19 protein-coding genes and 1 pseudogene are annotated in these 23,721 nt (G+C 64.2%); 9 read left to right on the top strand and 11 right to left on the bottom strand.

Annotation, left to right across the window (positions count from 1 at the left end):
- The first annotated feature begins 53 nt into the window (after positions 1-53).
- From HAP54_RS15535 to HAP54_RS15520, 4 genes are all read left to right on the top strand, one after another.
- Complete coding sequence (locus tag HAP54_RS15535) at positions 54-1,310, top strand: aspartate kinase (protein ID WP_166301360.1); 1,257 nt, start codon at positions 54-56, stop codon at positions 1,308-1,310.
- Between the two features lie 479 nt (positions 1,311-1,789).
- Complete coding sequence (gene ptsP / locus HAP54_RS15530; protein ID WP_166301357.1) at positions 1,790-4,057, top strand: phosphoenolpyruvate--protein phosphotransferase; 2,268 nt, start codon at positions 1,790-1,792, stop codon at positions 4,055-4,057.
- 52 nt (positions 4,058-4,109) lie between these two features.
- Complete coding sequence (gene prfA / locus HAP54_RS15525; protein ID WP_166301354.1) at positions 4,110-5,189, top strand: peptide chain release factor 1; 1,080 nt, start codon at positions 4,110-4,112, stop codon at positions 5,187-5,189.
- A 127-nt stretch (positions 5,190-5,316) separates the two neighbouring features.
- Positions 5,317-6,651 (top strand): IS1182 family transposase, encoded by a 1,335-nt coding sequence (locus tag HAP54_RS15520; RefSeq protein ID WP_166202952.1) that lies wholly within the window; start codon positions 5,317-5,319, stop codon positions 6,649-6,651.
- Between the two features lie 69 nt (positions 6,652-6,720).
- Here the strand turns inward: HAP54_RS15520 and HAP54_RS15515 are convergent.
- Positions 6,721-7,433: pseudogene (locus tag HAP54_RS15515) on the bottom strand (IS5 family transposase).
- A 207-nt stretch (positions 7,434-7,640) separates the two neighbouring features.
- Positions 7,641-8,066, bottom strand: a complete 426-nt coding sequence (locus HAP54_RS15510; protein WP_166301351.1) for an HIT family protein — start codon at positions 8,064-8,066, stop codon at positions 7,641-7,643.
- A gap of 101 nt (positions 8,067-8,167) precedes the next feature.
- Between HAP54_RS15510 and prmC the strand changes: the two genes are divergently transcribed.
- Together prmC and HAP54_RS15500 are read left to right on the top strand one after the other, a co-directional pair.
- Positions 8,168-9,058: a peptide chain release factor N(5)-glutamine methyltransferase gene (gene prmC, locus HAP54_RS15505; RefSeq protein ID WP_166301348.1), complete on the top strand. Its 891-nt coding sequence runs from the start codon at positions 8,168-8,170 to the stop codon at positions 9,056-9,058.
- A 469-nt stretch (positions 9,059-9,527) separates the two neighbouring features.
- Positions 9,528-10,280: a DUF4167 domain-containing protein gene (locus HAP54_RS15500; RefSeq protein ID WP_166301345.1), complete on the top strand. Its 753-nt coding sequence runs from the start codon at positions 9,528-9,530 to the stop codon at positions 10,278-10,280.
- 152 nt (positions 10,281-10,432) lie between these two features.
- Here the strand turns inward: HAP54_RS15500 and HAP54_RS15495 are convergent, their stop codons facing one another.
- A complete protein-coding gene (locus HAP54_RS15495) occupies positions 10,433-11,182 on the bottom strand; it encodes a class I SAM-dependent methyltransferase (protein ID WP_166212163.1) in 750 nt (249 codons plus the stop codon).
- A gap of 182 nt (positions 11,183-11,364) precedes the next feature.
- Here HAP54_RS15495 and gloB point away from each other — a divergent pair, with 182 nt between their 5' ends.
- Positions 11,365-12,132 (top strand): hydroxyacylglutathione hydrolase, encoded by a 768-nt coding sequence (gloB, locus tag HAP54_RS15490; protein ID WP_166301342.1) that lies wholly within the window; start codon positions 11,365-11,367, stop codon positions 12,130-12,132.
- Between the two features lie 12 nt (positions 12,133-12,144).
- Positions 12,145-12,579, top strand: coding sequence for a cupin domain-containing protein (locus HAP54_RS15485; protein WP_166301339.1), 435 nt, complete (start codon positions 12,145-12,147; stop codon positions 12,577-12,579).
- Positions 12,580-12,836: 257 nt separating this feature from the next.
- On the opposite strand, the gene HAP54_RS15480 is transcribed toward HAP54_RS15485, so the two are convergent.
- The 3 genes from HAP54_RS15480 to HAP54_RS15470 form a co-directional block, all read right to left on the bottom strand.
- Complete coding sequence (locus HAP54_RS15480; protein WP_166301336.1) at positions 12,837-13,703, bottom strand: DMT family transporter; 867 nt, start codon at positions 13,701-13,703, stop codon at positions 12,837-12,839.
- A 164-nt stretch (positions 13,704-13,867) separates the two neighbouring features.
- Entirely contained in the window at positions 13,868-14,593 is a 726-nt protein-coding gene (phbB, locus tag HAP54_RS15475; RefSeq protein WP_166301333.1) for an acetoacetyl-CoA reductase, read from the bottom strand.
- 268 nt (positions 14,594-14,861) lie between these two features.
- Positions 14,862-16,040 carry an acetyl-CoA C-acetyltransferase gene (locus HAP54_RS15470; protein ID WP_166301330.1) on the bottom strand — a complete coding sequence of 393 codons (1,179 nt, stop codon included), beginning with the start codon at positions 16,038-16,040 and terminating at the stop codon, positions 14,862-14,864.
- A gap of 314 nt (positions 16,041-16,354) precedes the next feature.
- On the opposite strand from HAP54_RS15470, the gene phaR reads away from it, so the two are divergent.
- Entirely contained in the window at positions 16,355-16,942 is a 588-nt protein-coding gene (gene phaR / locus HAP54_RS15465; protein WP_166301327.1) for a polyhydroxyalkanoate synthesis repressor PhaR, read from the top strand.
- A 106-nt stretch (positions 16,943-17,048) separates the two neighbouring features.
- Here phaR and HAP54_RS15460 read toward each other — a convergent pair whose 3' ends face one another.
- The 5 genes from HAP54_RS15460 to HAP54_RS15440 form a co-directional block, all read right to left on the bottom strand.
- A complete protein-coding gene (locus HAP54_RS15460) occupies positions 17,049-17,435 on the bottom strand; it encodes a RidA family protein (RefSeq protein ID WP_166301324.1) in 387 nt (128 codons plus the stop codon).
- 28 nt (positions 17,436-17,463) lie between these two features.
- On the bottom strand, positions 17,464-19,803 hold the full coding sequence (locus HAP54_RS15455) for an acetamidase/formamidase family protein (protein ID WP_166301321.1): 2,340 nt from the start codon (positions 19,801-19,803) through the stop codon (positions 17,464-17,466).
- A gap of 82 nt (positions 19,804-19,885) precedes the next feature.
- Complete coding sequence (locus HAP54_RS15450) at positions 19,886-21,127, bottom strand: acetamidase/formamidase family protein (RefSeq protein ID WP_166301319.1); 1,242 nt, start codon at positions 21,125-21,127, stop codon at positions 19,886-19,888.
- A gap of 40 nt (positions 21,128-21,167) precedes the next feature.
- Positions 21,168-22,778: an amino acid ABC transporter permease/ATP-binding protein gene (locus HAP54_RS15445; protein ID WP_166301317.1), complete on the bottom strand. Its 1,611-nt coding sequence runs from the start codon at positions 22,776-22,778 to the stop codon at positions 21,168-21,170.
- Between the two features lie 31 nt (positions 22,779-22,809).
- Positions 22,810-23,703: an ABC transporter substrate-binding protein gene (locus tag HAP54_RS15440; RefSeq protein ID WP_166307905.1), complete on the bottom strand. Its 894-nt coding sequence runs from the start codon at positions 23,701-23,703 to the stop codon at positions 22,810-22,812.
- Positions 23,704-23,721: the final 18 nt, after the last annotated feature.

Here is a 23,721-nt window from a genome sequence, read left to right as displayed (position 1 = left end):
GTTTTCGGCGTGGGTTAACCTACTTATCCTCTTAAAGGAATAGACGCGTCGTCATGGGCCGCCTCGTGATGAAATTCGGCGGTACGTCCGTCGCCAATATCGATCGCATCCGCAACGTCGCGCAGCATGTGAAGCGCGAGGTCGACGCGGGTCACGAGGTCGCCGTCGTCGTCTCCGCGATGTCCGGCAAGACCAACGAACTGGTCGGCTGGTGCACCGACGCCTCGCCGATGCACGACGCCCGCGAATATGACGCGGTGGTCGCCTCCGGCGAGCAGGTCACCTCCGGGCTGCTCGCGATCGTGCTGCAGGGCATCGGCATCCAGGCGCGCTCCTGGCAGGGCTGGCAGATCCCGATCAAGACCTCGGACGCGCATGCTTCGGCGCGCATCCTCGATATCGACGGCACCGAAATCATCACCCGCTTCAAGGAGCGCCAGGAGGTCGCCGTGATCGCCGGCTTTCAGGGCATCAACCCGCAGACCGGCCGCATCACCACGCTCGGCCGCGGCGGTTCGGACACCTCGGCGGTGGCGATCGCGGCCGCGCTGCGCGCCGACCGCTGCGACATCTACACCGACGTCGACGGCGTCTACACCACCGACCCCCGCGTGGTGCCGAAGGCGCGCCGGCTCGACAAGATCGCGTTCGAGGACATGCTGGAGCTGGCCTCGCAAGGCGCCAAGGTGCTGCAGGTTCGCTCGGTGGAACTCGGCATGGTGCACAACATGCCGATCTTCGTGCGCTCCAGCTTCGACAAGCCTGAGGATATCGACCCGCACGCCAACCAGCCGCCGGGCACGCTGATCTGCAGCGAGGAGGAAATCATGGAAATGCACGTCGTCACCGGCATCGCCTTCTCCAAGGACGAAGCCCAGATTTCCGTGCGCCAGATCGAGGACAAGCCCGGCGTCGCCGCGGCGATCTTCGGGCCGCTCGCGGATGCCAATATCAATGTCGACATGATCGTCCAGAGCGTGTCGGAGGACGGCAAGGCCACCGACCTCACCTTCACCGTGCCGGCCGCCGACTACAACCGCGCCAAGGACACGATCACCTCCGCCAAAGCCAAGATCGGCTACATCAGGCTTGACACCGCGACCGACGTCGCCAAGGTCTCGGTGATCGGCAGCGGCATGCGCAGCCACGCCGGCGTCGCGGCGAAGGCGTTCAAGGCACTGGCCGAGCGCAACATCAATATCCGCGCCATCACCACCTCCGAGATCAAGTTCTCGGTCCTGATCGACGCCGCCTACACCGAACTCGCGGTGCGCACGCTGCACACCCTGTACGGGCTGGATCAGGCGTAGGGGTTACCGCGGACCGGCGGCGGACGGAGCTCCATCCGCTGTCATTTCCCGGTGCGCAATTGCGCACCTGAGGGCGTGCGGAGCACGAGCCCGGAATCCATCGGGACGCGGATTCCGTGGGAAAATCGATTCCGGGCTCTCGCTTCGCGAGCCCCGGGGAATGACGGGGGTAGAGAGCACGGGATACCCTCCAGTACCCCCATCCCGGAGTTAGAATTTCTCTTAGCGGGCGCAGCATTGAGCTGACGCAGACGTTATTTGCTACTGGCAGGCGTTTTGCTTGGCAAAGCGAGCCTCGATTGGCTATACGGCCAGTCAGGTGGGCTGTCGCAAACTGTGGCACAGTTTCAGCGATCCCGAATCGGCGGGAACTGGCGCGAGCGGCGACGCCGAATGACTAAAATTGTTGGTTTTGACGAGTTTTGCGCCAGCGGCCGGCCGGCCCGGTGCGCCGGCCTCGTGGGGAGGGACTGAAGCATATGCGGAGCGCGTCGGGAGGCCCCCGCATCCTGTTGAGACGGCTCCGCGAAACCATGGCGGAGCAAGTCTCCGCCCAGGAGCGCCTCGACAAGATCGTGGTGCTGATCGCGGCCAACATGGTGGCCGAGGTCTGCTCCTGCTACGTGCTGCGCGTCGACAACACGCTCGAACTCTACGCCACCGAAGGTCTGAACCGCGACGCCGTGCACCGCACCGTGATGAGCGCGCATGAGGGCCTGGTCGGCCTCGTCGCCAGCGAGGCGACGCCGCTCAATTTGTCCGACGCGCAAAGCCATCCGGCCTTCGCCTACCGCCCGGAAACCGGCGAAGAGGCCTACCACTCGTTCCTCGGCGTGCCGATCCTGCGTGCCGGCAACACGCTCGGCGTGCTGGTGGTGCAGAACCGCGCCAAGCGCACCTATGTCGAGGAAGAGGTCGAGGCGCTGCAGACCACCGCCATGGTGCTGGCGGAGATGATCGCCTCCGGCGAGCTTGCTGCGCTGGCCCAGCCCGGCGCCGAGCCCGCCGCACGGCACTCGCTGCACAAGACCGGCGCGGTGCTCTCCGACGGCATCGCGCTCGGCCATGTCGTGCTGCACGAGCCGCGCGTCGTCATCACCAACTACATCGCCGAGGACCTGCCGAAGGAGGTCAAGCGGCTCGACACCGCGCTAGCCAATCTGCGCGCCGATCTCGACCGCATGCTGGAGCGCGGCGACGTCGCCGAGGGCGGCGAGCACCGCGAGGTGCTGGAAGCCTACCGCATGTTCGCCAACGACCAGGGCTGGTCGCACAAGCTGCACGAGGCGGTCGCCACCGGCCTCACCGCGGAGGCCGCCGTCGAACGCGTGCAGTCCGACACCCGCGCCCGCATGCTGCGCTCGACCGATCCCTATCTGCGCGACCGGCTGCACGACCTCGAGGATCTCGGCCATCGCCTGATGCGGCAGCTGGTCGGCCAGGACCATGCGCCGTCGCGCGAGCAATTGCCCGACAACGCCATCCTGATCGCCCGTGCGATGGGTCCCGCGGCGCTGCTCGACTACGACCGCAAGCGGCTGCGCGGCCTGGTGCTGGAGGAAGGCACCGCGAATTCCCACGTCTCGATCGTGGCGCGCGCGCTCGGCATTCCCGCGGTCGGCGAGGTGCCGAACGCGCCCGGCATCGCCGATCCGGGCGACGCCATCATCGTCGACGGCATTTCCGGCGAGATTTATGTCCGTCCCTCCGCCGAGATCGAATCGGCCTACGCCGAGCGCGTCCGCTTCCGGGCCCGGCGGCAGGCGCAATATTCGGCGCTGCGCGACAAGGCGTGCGTGACCAAGGACGGCCAGCCGATCGAGCTTCTGATCAATGCCGGCCTGACCATCGACCTGCCGCATATCGACGACACCGGCAGCGCCGGCATCGGCCTGTTCCGCACCGAATTGCAGTTCATGGTGAGCCCGAGCCTGCCGCGCTCGAGCGACCAGCTCGCGCTGTACCGCACCGTGCTCGACGCTGCGGGCAGCAAGCCCGTCACCTTCCGCACGCTCGACATCGGCGGCGACAAGGCGCTGCCCTACATGGAGACCGTGGTCGAGGAAAATCCCGCGCTCGGCTGGCGCGCGATCCGGCTCGGGCTCGACCGCCCCGGCCTGCTGCGCGGCCAGATCCGTGCGCTGTTGCGCGCCGGCGGCGGCCGCGCGCTGAAGATCATGTTCCCGATGATCTCCGAGATCGCCGAGTTCGACCAGGCCAAGGCAATCGTCGAGCGCGAGCTGACCTATCTGCGCCAGCATGGCCATTCGCTGCCCGAGCGTATCGATATCGGCACCATGTTGGAAGTGCCGGCCCTGCTCTACCAGCTCGACGAGTTGCTGAAGAAGGTCGACTTCGTCTCGGTCGGCTCCAACGACCTGTTCCAGTTCCTGTTTGCGGTCGACCGCGGCAATGCCAAGGTCTCCGAGCGCTTCGACATCCTGTCGGCGCCGATCCTGCGCGCGCTGCGCGACATCGTGCGCAAGGCCAAAATTGCGAAGAAAGCCGCCTCGCTGTGCGGCGAGATGGCCTCGAAACCGATCGGCGCGCTGGCGCTGATCGCGCTCGGCTACCGTTCGCTGTCGCTGTCGGCGACCGCGCACGGCCCGGTCAAGGCGCTGATCCTCGACCTCGACGCCAAGAAGGCCGAGGCGATGCTCAATCCGCTGCTGGACGCGCCGGTCGGCAGCGTCTCGATCCGCGCGGCGCTGACGAAGTTTGCGGAAACCGAGGGGCTGGCCTTGTAGCGACGCTGTCGCCGCCGCCCCCTTCGCGCCTTCCGCAATTCGAGACTCCAACATGCTACCCGAAGCCAAACTCGACGTCCTGCTCGCCCATCACGCCTCGCTCGAAGCCGAGCTGCTCGGCCAGGTCAATTCCGAGCGCTATGTGCAGATCACGCGCGAGCTCGCCGAGCTCAGTCCGCTGATCGACGCAGTGAAGCTCTATCGCGCCGCCCGCTCGGAGCTTGCCGATACCGAGGCAATGCTGGCGGATGCGGGGACCGATGGCGAGATGCGCAGCATGGCGGAAGCCGAGCTGGAAACGCTGCAGGCGCGCATCGGCGAGCTCGAGCAGAATATCCGGATCGCGCTGTTGCCCAAGGACGCGATGGACGACCGCAACGTGGTGCTGGAAATCCGCGCCGGCACCGGCGGCGACGAGGCCTCGCTGTTCGCCGGCGACCTGTTCCGGATGTATGAGCGCTTCGCCGGCCTGCAGGGCTGGAAGGTCGAGGTGATTTCGGCGAGCGAAGGCACCGTCGGCGGCTACAAGGAAATCATCGCCGAGGTGCAGGGCCGCGGCGCGTTCGCCAAGCTGAAATTCGAATCCGGCGTGCACCGCGTGCAGCGCGTGCCCGACACCGAGACGCAGGGCCGCATCCACACCTCGGCTGCGACCGTCGCGGTGCTGCCGGAGGTCGAGGACGTCGACGTCGACATCAAGAACGACGATCTGAGGATCGAGACCATGCGCGCCGGCGGCGCCGGCGGTCAGCACGTCAACAAGACCGAATCGGCGATCCGCATCACCCATCTTCCGACCGGCATCGTGGTGATGATGCAGGACAGCCGCTCGCAGCACAAAAACCGGGCATCGGCGATGAACATCCTGCGTTCGCGCATTTATGACGCCGAGCGCCAGCGCGTCGAGGCCGCGCGCTCGGCCGACCGCAAGGAGAAGGTCGGCTCCGGCGACCGCTCGGAGCGCATCCGCACCTATAACTTCCCGCAAGGGAGAGTCACCGACCACCGCATCAATCTGACGCTCTACAAGCTGCCGCAGGTGATCGCGGGCGAGGCGCTCGGCGAGCTGATCGATGCACTGACCACCGAGCACCAGGCCGCGCAGCTCGCGGCGCAGGGCGCGGCGGCGTGAGCGCCAGCGCGTTTTCGAGCGAAGTGGATACCGGTTCGCGTGAAGAAAACGCGTCAAAACAAGAAGCTAGGAGCTTGTCTGGATAGTCGCTGTTCAAATCTGGTCGGGTCTGATTCAACATTGGGCGATGAGCAAGTATTTTCGGCCTTGGAACATCGATCAGACGCTGCTTCTGCCGCCGAATGTGCAGGACTTCGTGCCGAAAGGCCATGTCTCGCGGTTTATGGTTGATCTGGTGCGGGAGAGCCTCGATCTCAGGGAGATCATGGGCAGCTATGTGAGCGGGCTTGGGCAGCCGCCGTTTGATCCGCGGATGATGGTGGCGCTGCTGCTGCATAGCTATGCGAGTGGGCTGTATTCGTCGCGTCGGATTGCCAAGGCCTGCCGGGAGCGGAACGATTTTGTGATGATCGTGGCGCTGGATGCGCCGGATTTTCGGACGATCAGCGACTTTCGCAAGCGACATTTGAAGGCGCTCGGCGCGCTATTCGTGCAGGTTCTGAAGTTGTGCGAGACGGCCGGGCTGGTCAAGCTCGGTCATGTCGCGCTGGATGGTACGAAGATCAAGGCGAACGCGTCGAAACACAAGGCGATGAGTTATGAGCGCATGAAGAAGCGCGAGGCGGAATTGAAGGCCGAGGTCGCTCGCATGCTGGCGGCCGCCGAGGCGGCGGATGCCTCGGAGGATGAGACTTTCGGCAACAGCGACGAACTGCCGGACTGGACCGTCGACAAGCAGAAACGGCTGGCGAAGATCCAGCAAGCGATGGCGGCGCTGGAAGCGGACGCCAAACTGGCGGCGGAGGAAGAGCGCCGCATCGAGGCCGAAAAGGAACAGCAGCGCCAGGCCGAAGGCCGCAAGAAGCCGGGCAAACCGGCGGCGCTGCCATCGGAGGAACCCAATCCCAAGGCGCAACGCAACTTCACCGATCCGGAAAGCCGCATCATGAAGTCGAAGGATGGCTTCGTTCAGGCCTATAATGCCCAGGCGGCCGTCGATGCACATGCCCAGATCATTGTCGCGCAAGAACTGACCCAGCACGGCAGCGATCAGGGCCAGTTGGTGCCCCTGATCGAGGCCATCGAGAGCAATCTTGGCCGCAAGCCGCGGCAGGCCTCAGCGGATTCCGGCTACTGCAGCGAAGCCAATCTCGAAGCGCTCGACACACGCAGCATCGATGGCTATGTCGCGCCCGGACGCGCCAAGCACCCGACAGTAGCGAACGGAAAAGTCGGCGGCCCGCTGACACAGGCCATGCGAAAGAAGATCGACGATGGCGGCTTCGAAACACCCTACCGATTGCGAAAGCAAGTGGTGGAGCCGGTGTTCGGGCAGATCAAACAGGCAAGAGGCTTCCGCCAGTTCCTGTTGCGGGGCATCGAGAAAGTGCGCGCCGAGTGGACAATGATCTGCACCGTCCATAACCTCCTCAAGCTGTTCAACCTCGCAAACGCAGCCTGAGCCTGCTACTCTACAACAAATGCCCGTCACGAAAACATATCTGGACGGGCTCCTAGGGCCTGTTTGGATTCATCTTGAATTTATCACAGCGGCGGTGAGATTGATCATGGCTTCGAAGCTGATATCTGTTTTGTCGGCTCGCATGGCGATCCGCTTGAATTCCTTGAGCTTGCAGAAGAAATTTTCGATCAGATGTCGCCATTTGTAGATTTCCGCGTCGATGGCGAGAGGTTTTGCGCGCCGCGGGTGCTGGGAGATGACGACCTTGGCGCCGCGTGCGTCGAGGTCGGCAATGATGGCGTTGCTGTCGAACGCCTTGTCGGCGATCATCGCATCGAAGGTCAGCCCTTCGATCAACGGCGGGACGCCGACCGTGTCGAAGCGCTGTCCTGGCAGCAGCACGAAACGCAGGAGATTGCCGAGCGCGTCGGTCAGTGCCAGGATTTTGGTGGTCATTCCGCCTTTCGAGCGGCCGATCGCCTGGTTTTGCGTCCCCCTTTTGCGCCCTGTCCGTGGCGGTGGACTTTGACGATGGTGGCATCAACCATGACGTACTCCATGTCCGGCTCGTCCGAGACCGCATCAAACATGCGCTTCCAGACGCCCGCCTTGGCCCAGTCGCGGAAGCGCGTGTACACGGTTATCCAGTTGCCGAAGGCGCGCGGCAGATCGCGCCACGGACTGCCCGTGCGCGCAATCCACAGCACGGCTTCGACAAACAGCCGGTTGTTATTGCCGCTCCGGCCGGGATCACCCGGCTTGCCAAGACAAAGCGGCTCCATCTTCGCCCATTGGGCATCAGTCAAAACGAATCGGTCCATCCCAAGCTTGAATCACAACCAAGCCAGGATGAGAATCCGGAATCCAAACAGGCCCTAGGGCATTTCGGTTCTGACTGAATCAGAGCCGAAGCTCCAGCTTATTGTTTTGACGCGTTTTCTCACGCGAACCGGCGTCCGCTTCGCTCGAAGACGCTCCGGCCCAACAATTCAGCCTGCAAGCGCCGCGATCATGCGTTTGGCATGATCGGCGAGCACAGCCATCTCCTCCTTGCGGGTCTGCGCGGGCAGCAGCGCGACGCCGGCCTTCACCGGCATCACGTGCATATGCAAATGGAGAACGACCTGACCGCTGGCGGGTTCGCTGAATTGCTGGATGATGATGCCGTCGGCGGAGAACGCCTTCATCGCGGCGACGGCGATGCGCTTCGCCGACCGCGCGACGGCGGCAAGATCGTCTTCCGCGATGTCCAGGATTCCGCGCGCGGGCGCTTTCGGAATGACCAGCGTATGTCCGGGCGACCGCGGCATGGTGTCGAGAAAGGCAAAGGTCCGGTCGGTTTCATGGACCTTGAAACTCGGCACCTCGCCCCGCAGGATCCTGGCGAAGATGTTCTGGTCGTCATAGCCCGTCATGGTCGTGCGTTCCGGATCGTTTTAGGCGTCGACCGTGCGCGCCGGCCGTGCGGGGTGCAAGTGATATCGACGCCGCATCGACCATCGGCTAACAACGCGCGATGAGCGCATCAGCAGGACATGGCAGCCAGACGGTCGAGAGCGCCCGGCGCGCACTCGCCGCGCGCCTCAAGGCGGCCGGCAGCGACGCCGACGAACTCGATGCGCGTCTCTTGGTCGGCGCCGCGCTGGGGCTCGATCTGACCGGCATGGTCACCGGAGCGAAACGCACGCTGACCCCTGACGAATCGGATCGCCTCGAGAGCCTCGCAGTACGCCGCCTCGCCGGCGAGCCGGTCGCGCGCATTCTCGGCAGCAAGGAATTTTGGGGACTGCCGCTGCAGCTCTCCGCCGCGACGCTGGTGCCGCGGCCCGACACCGAGACCGTGGTTGAGCGCGCGCTCGAATTGCTGCGCGCCGACGGCACCGCCGGCCGCGCCTTGCGGATCGCCGATCTCGGCACCGGGTCGGGCGCGATCCTGCTGGCGCTGCTCTCGGAACTGCCCAACGCGCTTGGCTTCGCCACCGACATCTCGGCGGAGGCATTGCAGACGGCGGGCCGGAACGCCGCCGAGCTCGGACTTGCCGATCGCGCGACATGGATCAAATGCGATTACGGCAGCGGGCTGACCGGCGCGTTCGACCTGATCGTGTCCAATCCGCCTTACATCCCCTCCGCCGACATCGCCGGCCTCGACATCGAGGTGCGCGAGCATGATCCCCGCGCGGCGCTCGATGGCGGTGCCGACGGGCTCGACGCCTACCGCACGCTGATTTCGCATACTGCGGGTCTTTTGGCATCGAACGGACTTTTGGTTGTGGAGGTCGGGCAGGGCCAGAGCGGCGACGTTGAAGCCATGATGACGGCGTCCGGGTTATCCCCAACGGGGTCGCCCAGGGCCGATCTGGGGGGCGTTCCGAGGGCCGTTTCCGCCCGCCGGCTGCCCCGATAAAGTCCTATTGGAACGCAAAAAAACCTCTTGGAATATCCCCCGGGAACGACTACGTTCCGGGCACAACATCGGTGCTGGCCCCGTAATCGTTACGGGTGATGACCAGGGTTCAGCAGAGCCCGCCGATCGAAAGGTTCCAGGAACGCAGGTCACATTGAGCGCAATGGCTGAAAGCTGCGCTGCTCTCGACCGCCAAGCGAACGAAAGCCTGTTATTGCGCTTGAAGACTTACGCACGAGAACTGGGCCTGTCTCAACGGGCGCAATGATTTGGTCGCTAGCGAGATCCGCTGGCGGCGGTTGGGGAACGCGTCTTTGCTGAACGCGACTTTGCTGAACGAGATGGTCGGCGAGATCGAAGCCACTTCGGACGGTATCGCGATTCCGTGCGCCTAGGCGCGCGCCGAATCGGACTCTGAGAATCGGACTGTGGACTGCAATAACTTCAGGGCTGGAATAAAAGGCGACAGATGAGAAACGGTCAGAACAACAAGCGGATGCGCAACCGGAATAACAATAACAACAACAACAATAACCGGCGCGGCCAGAATCCCCTGACACGGGTGTACGAATCGAACGGACCCGACATCAAGATCCGCGGCACGGCCTCCCACGTGGCCGAGAAATACGTCCAGCTGGCGCGCGATGCGCGCTCCTCCGGCGACCCGGTGGCAGCTGAAAACTACTACCAGCACGCCGAGCACTACTACCGGATCATCGCAGCGGCGCAGGAGCAGTTCAGGCAGAATCAGCAGCAGCCGCGCCCCGACGCCGAGCCGATCGCGACCGACGACAGCGACGACGACAGCGACGGCTATTCGAGCTTCGGCCAGGAGCCGGGCTTCGTGCCGCAGCAGCAACAGCCCTTCATCCGCGAGAACGGCCAGCCGCCGTACCAGCGCGAGCAGCCGCCGCGCGAGCGTGAGCAGCAGCCACGCGAGCACCGCGAGCGTGAGCATCGTCCGCAGCCGCAATATCAGCCGCAGCCGCCGAACCCGCCGCAGCCCGTGCTGGCCGATGCCGGCGGCGTCGATCGCCTGCCCTCGTTCATCACCGGTGGCGCGCAGCCGCAGGTCAATGGCGCCTATGAAGGCAATGGCGGCGCAGAACGCGGCGAACGCAGCGAACGCTTCCCGCGCCGCCGCCGCCGCCCGCACGGCCCGCGCGCCGACATTGCCGCGCAGCCCGCGCCGAGCGACGACTTCAATCCGGGCAACGAATAACCCTGAAGATCTCCCACCCTCCCTTCGCGGGGAGGGTGAATAAATCGGGTCACTGGAGCTTCGGTTCTGATTGAATCAGAACCGAAGCTCCAGCTTTCTGTTTTGACGCGTTTTCTCCAAGCGAGCCGGCATCCACTTCGCTCGAAAACGCTCTATTCCGGGTGAATGGATTTGCGCGTCGCCGTCGATGACGGCACCAGCACCGGCCGCAATGACGGGATCAGCTGTGTGCGCTCGCGGCGGGCGGGGATCGCGCGATAGACCTGCTTGCTCGCTTCCACGATATGCACGCCGGCGAACGGCATCGACAGCGCCGCGCCGAGGCGCTCCCACGCCATCGCCGAGCGCAGAAACCAGCTGCCCTGAACGGGCGGCATGAACAACGCCTCACCCCACGACGCCGGCGTGAACCAGGTCTGCCGCAACAGCTGCGTGATCTGCGCCCGCGAATAGGGCCGGCCATGGCCGAACGGCGTGGCATCGGTGCGTGTCCAGACGCCGCGCCTGTTCGGGATGATCGCGATCAGCCGCCCCGACGGCGACAGCACCCGCCACACCTCGCGCAGCAGCCGCTCCGGATCATCAGACATCTCCAGCGCATGAACCAGCAGCACGCGGTCGACCGCGGCATCCGGCAGCGGCATCGAGAATTCATCGATCAGGGTCGCCAGCGCCGGCCGGCCGGTCGGCCATTTCAGCACGCCCTGGGCCGCCGGCATGAAGGCGATGCAGCGCTCGGAGGTGTCACGGAACAGGCCGAGATAGGGCGTCGGATAGCCGAGACCGAGCACGCGCTGGCCCTCCGCATTCGGCCAGCGCGCACGGATGCCGCGGTTGATCAGCTGCCGCGCCACGATGCCGAGGCGCTGCGAATAGAAGTCGCGCAGGTCGATGACGTCCATGCCCTAGCCTAACATGCCCCCTGCTGCCGGGGAGCGCGGAAATTTGCGTTGCCGCCGGAGCGTTAACGCCATATTTCACCCCTATACTGGGTACGTTAAAAGCATGGCCCGATAGCGTGGGCACCAGCTTTTTCGAAACATCATGCTCTGACCTGTCCGCCCCGTTTGTTCGTGGAGATATCATGACCGCCGAAATTCGCACCTTCAGCTGCCTCACCGACAATTTCGGGTACCTGATCCACGATCCCGCGACCGGGGCGACGGCGTCGATCGACGCGCCGGAGGCCGGCCCGATCATCAAGGCGCTGGAGCGCGAAGGCTGGACGCTGACCGACATCCTGATCACCCATCACCATGGCGACCATGTCGGCGGTGTCGCCGAGCTGAAGCAGAAATATGGCTGCCGCGTCGTCGCCCCGCACGATAAGTCGGCGAAGATCGCCAATGTCGACCTGCGCGCCGCCAATGCCGACGTGATCAAGGTCGGCAGCCTGCTCGCGCGCGTGGTCGAGACGCCCGGCCATACGCTCGACCATATCTCCTATGTGTTCGACGGCGAGAAGGCGGTGTTCGCCGCCGACACGCTGTTCTCGATCGGATGCGGGCGGGTGTTCGAAGGCAGCTATCCGATGATGTGGGATTCGCTTTTGAAGCTGCGCTCGCTACCGGACGATTTTCGTCTGTATTGCGGCCATGAATACACCGCCTCGAACGTCAAGTTCGCGCTCACCATCGAGCCCGACAACGCAGCCTTGCAGGCGCGTGCGGAGGAAGTGACGCGGCTGCGCGCCGAGAACAAGCCGACGATACCCGTGCTGCTCGGCGACGAGAAGAAGGCCAACGTGTTCCTGCGCGCCGACGAGCCGGTGGTCGCGGCCAAGCTGCACATGAAGGGCGCCGACCCGGCCCAGGTGTTCGGCGAGCTCCGCGAGCGCAAGAACAAGTCGTGATGGCCGACCTTGATGTCTAAGTTCTCGGCTGACGACATCGTCGCCCGGCTCGAACTGAAGCCGCACCCGGAAGGCGGGCACTATCGCGAGACGTTTCGCGACGAGAATTGTGACGCCAATGGGCGCGCCCGGTCGACCGCAATCTACTTCCTGCTCGCGCGCGGCGAACGCTCGCACTGGCACCGCATCGACGCAGTCGAGATGTGGCACTATTACGCCGGCGCGCCGCTGACCCTGCGGATCGCGCAAGATGGCGCGCCGCCGCATGCGATCACGCTCGGGCCTGACGTCATCAGCGGCGAACAACCGCAGGCGATCGTACCGGCCAGCGCCTGGCAGGCCGCCGAAAGCAGCGGCGACTGGACGCTGGTCGGCTGCACCGTCGCGCCGGGATTTGAATTTGCGACATTCGAGCTGGCGCCGAAGGGCCGGGAGCCGGCTCGCTAGCTTTGTAGGATGGGTGGAGCGCAGCGATACCCATCAACTTTTATCCACGCGGCGAGATGATGGGTTTCGCTGCGCTCTACCCATCGTACGGTCCACGCTCCTCGTCATCCCCGCGCAAAGGCTGCGCCTTTGTCGCTGGAGGTGCGAGCGGAGCGAGCCTCGAAGGATGCACGGCCCCAGTCGGGCCGTCGCCCTTCGAGGCGGCCGCGTTGCGGCCTCCTCAGGGTGACGGTGAAACAGGCTTCGCTTTGCTCACCCTACTTTCTCAGCACCATGTCTTTCGCCGCGATCAAGCCGCCGCCGGCGATCAGGATCGCGGCAATCGCAATGTTGGCGCTGGGCCTGGCAAAACCCGCGAGGATCAAAAACGCCGTCGACAGCAGCGGCGTGGCGTAGGATGCGGCGCCGAGCACGCGGATGTCGCCGCGCTTCATGCCGATGTCCCAGGCAAAGAACGCAGCCCCCACCGGACCGATGCCGAGCGCCACAACGGCAAGCCATTGCAGCGGCGTTGCCGGCCACACCGTGGTCTCCACCATCATGTGCACGAGCGCGGCAAGCACCGCGGTCGCGAGGCAGAAGCCCGCCACCGCATCGGTCGGTACCGCCTTGAGCCGGCGCGACATCACCGAATAGGCGGCCCAGACAAATGCTGCGACAAAGGCCGCCGCGAATCCTGGAATCTGCTCGCTCGTGAAGGCGCCGGTATTGCCGGCGAACAGCAGCACGGTGCCGGCAAGCCCAAGCAGCGCGCCGACGATATGATGGATCGCAAGCCGCTCGCCCGGCAGCAGCGAGGAGAACAGCACGATCAACAGCGGCCAGAGATAATTCAGCAGGCCGGCCTCGGCCGGCGGCGCGAAACGCAGTGCCAGGAAGTACAGCGCGTGATAGCCGACCAGCCCGCCGACACCGACGACCCAGGCAATCGGCGACTGCTTCAATGCGCCGAAGGCTGCGGGACGGAACAGGAAGCTTGCGAACGCAACTGCGGCGCCGATCGCGAAGGTCATTGCGGCGAGCTGGAACGCCGGGATCTTGCCGGTCGCGACCGTCATGACCGACAGCAGCGACCACATCAGGATGGCGGTCAGTCCGACAAGGGTGGCAGTTCGGGTCGTCATCACGGCATATCCGGCGCGGCCGGACACAAGCGCAAGACGCCCTAGGTGCCGCAGCCAACTACATCATCGTTTTCGGCTGCCCTTGTACAGACGTGAATGCCCGGCACAAGGCCGGGCATCACGGTTCGATTGGTCGCGCCTGCGACGCGACGACGCTTGTCGCGTCAGGCGTGATACTGGCCGCCATTGATGGTCAGCGTCGAGCCGGTGATGAAACCGGCATCGTCGGCGGCGAGGAACACCACGGCGCGCGCGATCTCCTCGGGTTCACCGAGCCGGTTGACCGGGATCTGCGGGATGACGCTCTTCTCGAGCACGTCCTTCGGCACCGCCTGCACCATCTCGGTGTTGATATAGCCCGGGCAGATCACGTTGACGGTGATGCCGCCCTTGGCGTTCTCCAGCGCCAGCGCCTTGGTGAAGCCGATATCGCCGGCCTTTGCCGCGGAGTAGTTGACCTGGCCGAACTGGCCCTTCTGGCCATTGATCGAGGAGATCGAGATGACGCGGCCGAACTTGCGGGCGCGCATGCCCTCGATCACCTGGCGCGTCATGTTGAACAGCGAGCCGAGGTTGGTGTTGATAACGGCATTCCACTGCTCCAGCGTCATCTTGTGGAATGCGGTATCCTTGGTGATGCCGGCATTGTTGACGAGCACGTCGACCGGGCCGAGATCGGCCTCGACCTGCTTCACGCCGGCCGCGCAAGCGTCGAACGATGAGACATCCCACTTGTAGACGGGAATGCCGCTCTCCGCCTTGAACTTCTCCGCCGCGGCGTCATTGCCGGCGTAGCTCGCCGCCACCTTGTAGCCCGCCGCTTTCAGCGCCTTGCTGATCGCAGCTCCAATGCCCCGCGTTCCGCCCGTCACCAATGCAACACGTGCCATGTCCGTTTCCTCCTTGGCCGTCTATTATAACCGGATCGCTCCGGTCTTCGCACTCACTCAACAAAGCGCGATGAGATTAGGTTGAATTGTCATCGCGCTTTAGCTCCCTTTTTTGAGCATGATCTTTTCGGAAAACCGCTTCACACTTTTCCGGATCATGCTCTCGAAACAAAAATGCCCGGCACAAAGCCGGGCATCATGTTTATCAGCTCGCGCCGCGGTTGACAGATGATCTTTTCATCACCTAACCGACCTCGCTGCCTTTTGTTCAGTCGCGTGCAACGCACATAGCGATGCCCATGCCGCCGCCGATGCACAGCGTCGCGAGGCCCTTCTTGGCGTCGCGCTTCTGCATCTCGTGCAGCAGCGTCACCAGCACGCGCGCGCCGGACGCGCCGACCGGATGGCCGATCGCGATCGCGCCGCCATTGACGTTGACCTTGGCGGGATCCCAGCCGAGGTCCTTGTTGACGGCGCAGGCCTGCGCGGCGAACGCCTCGTTGGCCTCGATCAGGTCGAGATCGGCGATGTTCCAGCCGGCCCTCTTCAGCGCGGTGCGCGAGGCCGGGATCGGCCCGGTGCCCATGATCTTGGGATCGACGCCGGCCTGGCCCCACGAGACGATGCGGGCGAGCACCTTCTTGCCCTGCTTGGCGGCTTCCTTGGCGGTCATCAGCACGACGGCGGCGGCGCCGTCATTGATGCCCGAGGCGTTGCCGGCGGTGACGGTACCGTCCTTCTCGAAGGCCGCGCGGAGCTTGGCCATCGCATCGATCGTGGCGCCATGACGCGGATATTCGTCGGTGTCGACCACGATATCGCCCTTCCGGCTCTTGATCGTGACCGGGACGATCTCGTCCTTGAACCTGCCGGCTTTCTGCGCCGCCTCGGCCTTGTTCTGCGAGCCGACCGCGAACTCGTCCTGTTGCGAGCGGGTGATCTGGTACTGCTTGGCGACGTTCTCGGCGGTGTTGCCCATGTGGTAGCCGTTGAAGGCATCCCACAGCCCGTCCTTGATCATGGTGTCGATCAGCTCGAGGCCGCCCATCTTGACGCCGCCGCGCAGATATTGCGCGTGCGGGGCCATGCTCATGGATTCCTGGCCGCCGGCGACGACAACAGAGGAATCGCCGTTCAGCAGCGCCTGGTAGCCGAGCGCCACCGTGCGCAGGCCCGAGCCGCAGAGCTGGTTGACGCCCCAGGCCGGGCTTTCCACCGGGATGCCGGCCGCGATCGAGGCCTGCCGGGCCGGGTTCTGGCCTTGGGCGGCGGTGAGGATCTGGCCCATGATGACTTCGGAGACCTGACCGGCCTCGACGCCGGCACGCTCAAGCGCCGCCTTGATGGCGATCGCGCCGAGGTCGTGGGCCGGCGTGGTGGCGAACGCGCCGTTGAAGCTGCCGACGGGGGTGCGGGCGGCGCTGACGATGACGACATCGTCTGACATGGACATCTCCTATTGGTTGTAGCTGGGTTTCTCGACGGCGGGCGGCCGGTCTGGCGGGCCTGTCTCTTGACGGCTATCCTGTAAACCTCGTTGGGACATGTCAATCGAACTGTCACGCAAATCGCGCCGCGACGCACTCAAAATGACGCTCTTGGCACTTTCCTGAGCAATCCCATTGCTTTGAGATTAACCGTGCCGCACAAAACGGTAGCCGAACCGCTTTGAAAATGCTTACCTTTGCTGCGATGCGTTGCATTTAGCCCAGCGGCGATGCCGTTCGGGTTCCAGGTTCTTCGGTGTTGAAGTGAGAGCCCATGGCAAAATCTGAACAACCGACCACGATCAAGAAATACGCGAACCGGCGGCTCTATAATACCGGTACGAGCACCTATGTGACGCTCGAGGATCTCGCGGCGATGGTGAAGGAGGGCGAGGATTTCCTCGTCTATGACGCCAAGACCGGCGACGACATCACCCGCTCCGTGCTCGCGCAAATCATCTTCGAGCAGGAAAACAAGGCCGGGCAGAACCTGCTGCCGACCACGTTCCTGCGCCAGCTGATCCGCTTCTACGGCGACAGCATGCAGATGGTGGTGCCGAGATATCTCGAGCAGTCGATCGATCAGCTGACCCGGGAACAGGAGAGATTTCGCAAGCAGATCGCGGGCGCCCTGAGCGGTACGCCGTTTGCTCCGCTGGAAGAACAGGTCCGCCGCAACATGGAGCTGTTCCAGCAGACCTTCTCGATGTTCAAGCCGTTCGTGCCGCAGCGCGCTGGCGAGGCCGAGAAGGTGCCGGAACCGTCGCCCGACAACGGCAACATCGACGACCTGCGCCGCCAGATGAAGGACATGCAGGAACGCCTCGAGCGCATGTCGCAGCCGACGAAGAAGGACGAGTAGGTCCTTATCGCCGATCGGCCGGACGGCCTCATCGCACCGCGGATCTGATGGCGGCGAACCCGGCGTCAGGCGCCGCTGACCTCTCTTCAGCCCGCGTTCGCTGCGTCTATGCAGGCCGGCGGCAGACGAGATCGATTTCGATCAACGCACCATAGGCTAGACCGGTCACGCCAACGCAGGTGCGGGCCGGCAGGCGATCGGACGGGAAGTAGCCGCGATAGATTTCGTTCATCGCCGCATAATCGTCCTCGAAGCGCGTCAGATAGATGCGCGACATCACGATATGCTCGAAGCCGAGATCCAGGCCCGCAAGCACCACGCGCAAATTCTCCATCACCGCGCGGGTCTGCGCCGCGATGCCGTTGGGCAATATGCCGGGTGTGGCTGGCGTATCCGGCATCTGGCCGGTGACGAAGACGAAGCCGTCGGTCTCGACCGCATGGCTGAACGGCGCGACCGGCTTCGGCCCGCCGGATATCATGTGAAACTGCAACGACGTCTCCTCGTCTGATCTTTGAGCGTTAGGTTTGCGGCGCGTGATCGAAGACGCGCTTGCTGAGGATGGCATGGACGCCCCAATTGCCGTCCACCACCTGCGTCACGCCGAAATCCACCGCCACCGACATCAGCGCGATCGCCTCGTCCTCGGTGAGGCCTTTGATGTTCATCAGGAAGCGGCGCATCTTGCGAAACGCATCCTTCATCGCGAGATCGAGCGACGAGGTCGCATAGACCTCGCTCTGCCCGTTGGCGCCGAATTCGGCGAGATAGTTAGGATGACTGAAGCCCATCAGCACCCAGTCGGCTTCTGTCTCGATCAGCGGATAGGTGAGATCGGCGAAGGGCTGATTCGTGAACGCGTTCTTCTTGTGCAGGATGACCTGGAATGTGCCGGTCATCGAACATTCGATGGCGGTGCCGCCAAGTTCGCCGTCACCCTGTGCAGCATGAGGATCACCGACCGACAACAGCGCGCCTGGCACCGACACCGGCAGATAGACCGTCGAGCCCTTGCCGAGCCGCCAGTTGTCGAGATTGCCGCCGAAATATGCGGGCGGGACGGAATCGACAAGTTCGGCCTCGCGCGGCGCCAGCGCGATGACTCCGAAATGCGGACGCAGCGGAATGCGGATGCCGTCGAGCACGTCGTGGCGGCGCCGCACCGATGACGGCGGGATCGGAATGCCCGGATAGTCGTAAGTCTTGTGCAGCGTCCCGAACGGATCGGTCTGCGGTTCCCAGCGATAGGAATACAGCGCACGTGCATGCGGCGCGTCATCGTCGTCGACGATCTCGTAGATCGTCACCGCCTCATGGGCGTTCTGCTCGGCGAGGAACTCCTTGTAGTGATATCCCCACCAGGCCGCGACGCTGCTGCCGAACACGCGCCCCTCGAAGTCCGGATTGCGGCTCGCGCGCGGCGCGATGTCGAGGATGCGGATTTCCAGTACGTCGCCTGGCTCCGCGTCCTTCACGGCCACCGGCCCGGTGCAAATGTGCACGCCGAATCCCTCGCCGGCGCCGCGCCCATAGATCGAGGCATCGAGCGGGCCGGCGCCGCGACGATCGACGTTCTTCCGATCGCGCGTCCAGTGGAACACACTTTCGGCGCCTGGATCGCCCTTGATCATGCGCTCGGGATCGTCGGAGGCATGCTGGGTCAGCGTCTCAATGGTGATGGTGTCGCCGGAGCCGATCTCGACCTGCGGTGGCAACGAATGGCTGAAATAGCCCCAATGCACGCGCGAAGCGTCCGCGGCGAGATGGTGATGGCGCGGCGCGTCCGCGATCTCCACGTCATGCGCGTCAAAGGGTGCAGCGGTCTTGCGCACCAGCGCGACATGCCGGCTGCGCAGTTGCGCCAGGGCTTGTTGGGGCCAGCCGCGTTGGCCGGCTGTGGCTGTCGATGCGGTTTGGCGCTCGGCTTCATGCTGGCGGAATTCGCGCGGCGATAGACCGAAGCGCTGGCGAAAGGCGCGGCTGAAATGCGCGGAGTCGTTGAAGCCGACGCGGAAGGCGATCTCGGAGATCGAGTGATGCGCCTCGGCGGGGTTGGACAGATCGGCCCAGGTGCGCTGCAGCCTGCGTTCACGCAGGTAATGCGTGAAACTGGTGCCGGCGCCCTCGAACAGTTTTTGCAGATAGCGTTCGGAAATGCCCTCAGCGCCGGCGATTTTCGCCGGCGTCAGATCGGGATCGTCGAGGCAGCGTTCAACGGTCTCGCACAGGCGATGCAGCGTCGCCGCCTTGGAGGCGCTGCTGCCGCCGAGATCGCTTGCTGTATCGCTGTGCTGACACATGAATGTCGGCAGCAGATCGGCGAGACTTCGCGCGAGCGCGGTCCATTCGACATCGGACAGCGCTTCGAGATCGCGCGCGGCGAGTTCCATCATCTGCGCAAATACGCTGCCAAAGCCACCGGGTGGAAGCACACGCATCTCGCCGTCTTGCGGCGTGGCACGGCGGCAATACGTCGGTTCGGAAGCCACCGACAGCACCACCGCGCGCATCTCGCGCTGGAACGACACGCTCCAGTCTCCCGCGCGCGGCAGCAGCAGAAGATGTCCCGCCGCGACGATCTGATAACCGGCCGCCGTTTTCAGTGCCACCCCGTCTTCGATCGGCAGGAGCACCAGCGGATGATCGGCCACAACATCGGTGCGCGACGACACCGATTGTGGCCCTGCCGAAAGCCTGGCCAGCGTCACGCCCTGAAAATTGCGCCGCACCGCGGTGGCATGGCCGGCATGAGTGGTTGTGGCGGCCGTCGGCTGCAAGCCGACCGACGCCAAGACGTCCCGCCAGGCCTCGGGGCGGTCGCCTTCGGAGTAGGATTCACTCGTGAACGGACGCGGCCTCATGCATCGACCTTCGGAGCCGAAGCCAAGCAATCTCCATGCCAGTCCAAAGGATGACGCGTCCTGCCCTGTGGCCGGCGCGTGATCAGTCACACCGGAACACGTTCTTGCGGATGGTCCCATGCACGCCCCAATTGGCATCGACCACCTGCGTCACGCCGAAATCCGCGCCCACCGACATCAGCGAGATCGCCTCGTCCTCGCTGAGCTTGTGCACCGTCATCAGGAAGCGACGCATCTTGCGGAAGGCGTCGCGCATTGCGCGGTCGAGGCTGGAATGATCGGCGATTTCGAGCTGCGCATTGACGCCGAGCTCGGCGAGATAGTTCGGATAGGTGAAGCCGTAGACCGACCAGGCGTCGGGAGTTTCCAGCATCGGATGCGTCAGGCCTTCGAGCTGTGTGCCGGCGAGATCGCGATGCTTGTGCAGGATGAACTCGAAATCGCCGGTGAGCGAGGTCTCGATCGCCGTGCCGCCAAGCTCGCTGTCGCCCTGCGCGGCATGGGGATCACCGACCGAGAAGAACGCACCGGGCACCGCGACCGGATAGAACATCTTGGCACCCTTGCCGACGCGCCAGTCGTCGATATTACCGCCAGTATAGCTCGGCGGGATCGAGGACACGAAATCCTGCTCTGACGGCGCGAGGCCCATGGTGCCGAAATGCAGCCGCGCGGGCACACGGACATTGCTCAGAATATTCTCGCGCTTGACGATGGTGGCGTGATCAACGCGCACGCCGGGATAGTCGATGGTCGAATGCACGATGCCGTCGGGATCGGTCTGCGGCGTCCAGACATAATTGTAGACCGCCTTGGCGAAGGGTTCGCCCAACGTGTCGAGCTCGAAGATCGTCACCACCTCGCGCGGCTTCGGCGCTTCGATCAAGTCGTGATAGTGAAAGCCCCAATTGGCCGCGACATTGGAGCCGAAGCATTTGCCGGCATGGCAGGCCTTGCAGGCCGGCCTTGGACGCACGTCGAGAATGCGCACCTCCAGCACGTTGCCTGGCTCGGCGCCTTCGATCGCCACCGGGCCGGTGAGCAGATGCACGCCGACGCCTTCGCCGGAGCCGCGGATGAACGGGCCTTCGGTAGGCCCCGAGCCGCGCCGCGCCACCGCCTTGTGCTCGCGCGTCCATTTGAACACGCTCTCGGCGCCGGGATCGCCCTCGATCATGCGCTCGTAATCGTCATTGGCGTGATGCGTCAGCGTCTCGATGGTGGCGCGGTCGCCAGACTTCAGCGTCAGCGCCGGCGCAACGACCTTGCTGAAATAGCCCCAATGCACGGTCTTCGCAGATACCGACAACAGATGATGTTTCACGCAAAGGCCCTCACGCGGATGGAAGCGGACTGATTTCTGTTCATGCGATTTCGGCCTCCATGGCATTGAGGAAACGCTGCGCTACCGGATTGCGCGGATTGCCCAGCACCTCATTGGCCGGGCCCTCCTCGATGATCGCGCCGCCCGCCAGCAACACCATGCGATCGGCGACTTCACTGGCGAAGCGCAGTTGATGAGTTGAAATGATCATGGTGAGGCCATCTTCCACCGCGAGGCGACGGATGACTTCAAGCACCTCATTGACGAGTTCGGGGTCGAGCGCGGAAGTCGGCTCATCGAGCAACAGCACGCTGGGATTCGGCGCGATCGCACGGGCGATGGCGACGCGCTGCTGCTGGCCACCGGAGAGATGCCGCGGCAGTGCATCGGCGCGGTGGCTGAGGCCAACGCGCGCGAGCAATTCGGTCGCCCGGCGATCCGCATCGGGGCGCGACACGCCATGCACCCAGCGTAGCGGCCCCGCGATATTCTCCTTCGCGGTGAGGTGGCCGAACAGGTTGAACTGCTGGAACACCATGCCGACGCCGACTTCGGCACGCGCCTGCGCCAGCAGTCGCGGCGACAGCGCCTTGCCGTGATCGTTGAAGCCGAGCCGGCGACCGCCGACCTTGATGCTGCCGTCGTTCCAGAGCTCGAGATTGTTGATGCAGCGGAGCAGCGTGCTCTTGCCGGAGCCGGACGGCCCGAGCAGCGCGATCACCTCGCCGATCCGCACCGTGAGATCGACGCCGGCGAGCACCACCTGATTGTCATAGCTCTTGCGCAGCGCAGCGATATCGACGGCCACGTTGTTTCGCGCCAGCATCTCGGTGCGTTTGGCGCGATCGATACGCCCGGACTGCGAGCGCGGCGGCGGCAATTCGGCGACGCCGGCATCGGGCAGGATCTCAGGCGGCGTCTCGTCCGCCGCGGTCAGCGGATCGTCGAGCCCCTGCGCCCGATACCACGGCATCATCCGCATCAGCCTGATCTGCTTCGACGCGCGGTCGAGATCGAACAGCCATTCGAGGAACAACTGGATGCCGGCGATCGCCGCAGTGAGGAACAGATAGATCAGGCCGGAGGCGAAGAAGATCGAGAAGAAATCGAAAGTTGCCGACGCCATCTGGGTCGAACGCAACGTCAGCTCCTGCACGGCGATCACCGACGCCAGCGACGAATTCTTCAGCGCGCTGACGGTCTCGTTGCCGAAGGCGGGGATCATCGAGCGGATCGCCTGCGGCGCGATGATCCGGCGCATCAGGACGCCGGGCGTCATGCCGAGCGCCTGCCCGGCCAGCACCTGGCCGCGATCGACGCCGAGCACGCCGGAGCGCAGCATCTCGGCGATGAACGGAGCTTCGTTGCAGGCCAGCGCGAGGCCGGCGGCGAGAATGGCAGGGAGCTTGATGCCGATCTGCGGCAGGGCGTTATAGGCGAACACCATCTGCAGGATCAGTGGCGTGCCGCGAAAGATCACGGTGTAGACCCGCGCGAATGACGCCAGCGCTTTGAAGCGGCTGAGTTGCATCCACGCCAGGATCACACCGAGGACGAGGCCGCCGAGTAGACCGAGGGCAGTGACTTGCAAGGTCGCCTGAATGCCCTCGATCATATACGGCATGGTCAAATAGTGGAGGAACAGCTCCATCGAGCATGGCGTCCTTTTGCCAGTGCTGAACCTACTTGACCGTCAGCAGACCAGGCTCCATCAGGTTCTCCGGATCGAGGTTCCACTTCTTCAGCAGCGCGAGCTGATCGCCCGACTTGTAGATCTCGGTCAGCGCCGCCTTCACGGCATCGCGGAAGGCCGGCTTGTCCTTGGGCACGCCGATGCCGACCTTATACGGGATTGTCACCGCGACAGCTTTTTCGAGCTTGTCCGGATAGGCCTTCACCGCATTGTCGACGGTGTTGACGTCGTTGACATAAGTGTCGGCGCGTCCGGCCAGGATCGCCTGAATGCAGTTGGCGTTGTTGTCGTAGAGCTGAATGGTCGGCTCAGGCTTGCCCTCCTTCTTGCACTCCGGCACGAGCGCCTGGATCAGCGGAACTTCAACGTAGCCTGTGTTCTCGGCCGCTGCCGCGCCGCACATCGAGGTATTGATGCCGGAGATCTTCTTCGGATTGCCCTTGGCGACCAATACGCCGTCGAACACCTTCGAATAGGTGATGAAGTCGGCCGCCTTGGCACGCTCTTCCGTGGCGTAGATGTCAGAGATCACAATGTCGGCCTGACCACTGGCCAGCGTGGTCAGGAGTGCGGCGAAGGTAACCGCCTTGTAGGTCAGCTTGAAGCCGAGGCATTCACCAATCTGCTCGCCGAGATCAATATCGAAGCCGACATATTTGCTCGGGTCCTTCGGATCGATCGACTCGTAGCCTGGCGTATGCGGATTGATAGCGTTGACGAGGGTCTTGCCCTTCCAGTCCGGATATTTTGCCTGTAGCTCCGCACAGGCGGCCGGCGCAGCTGCCCTAGCGCTGGTTGGAGCACTGACGCCCACAACCAGCAGTGCCCCCAGCGCCGCGATATGCATGAGTTTGTACGTGCGCGGAAAAGATAACGTGACCATTCGATCCTCTTTCGACGT

It is taken from the genome of Bradyrhizobium sp. 2S1 (assembly GCF_011516625.5).
In the GTDB taxonomy this organism is placed as follows: Bacteria; Pseudomonadota; Alphaproteobacteria; order Rhizobiales; family Xanthobacteraceae; genus Bradyrhizobium; species Bradyrhizobium septentrionale.
Note: the sequence above shows the minus strand (reverse complement) of the source record. Positions and strands in the feature narration are given on the sequence as shown.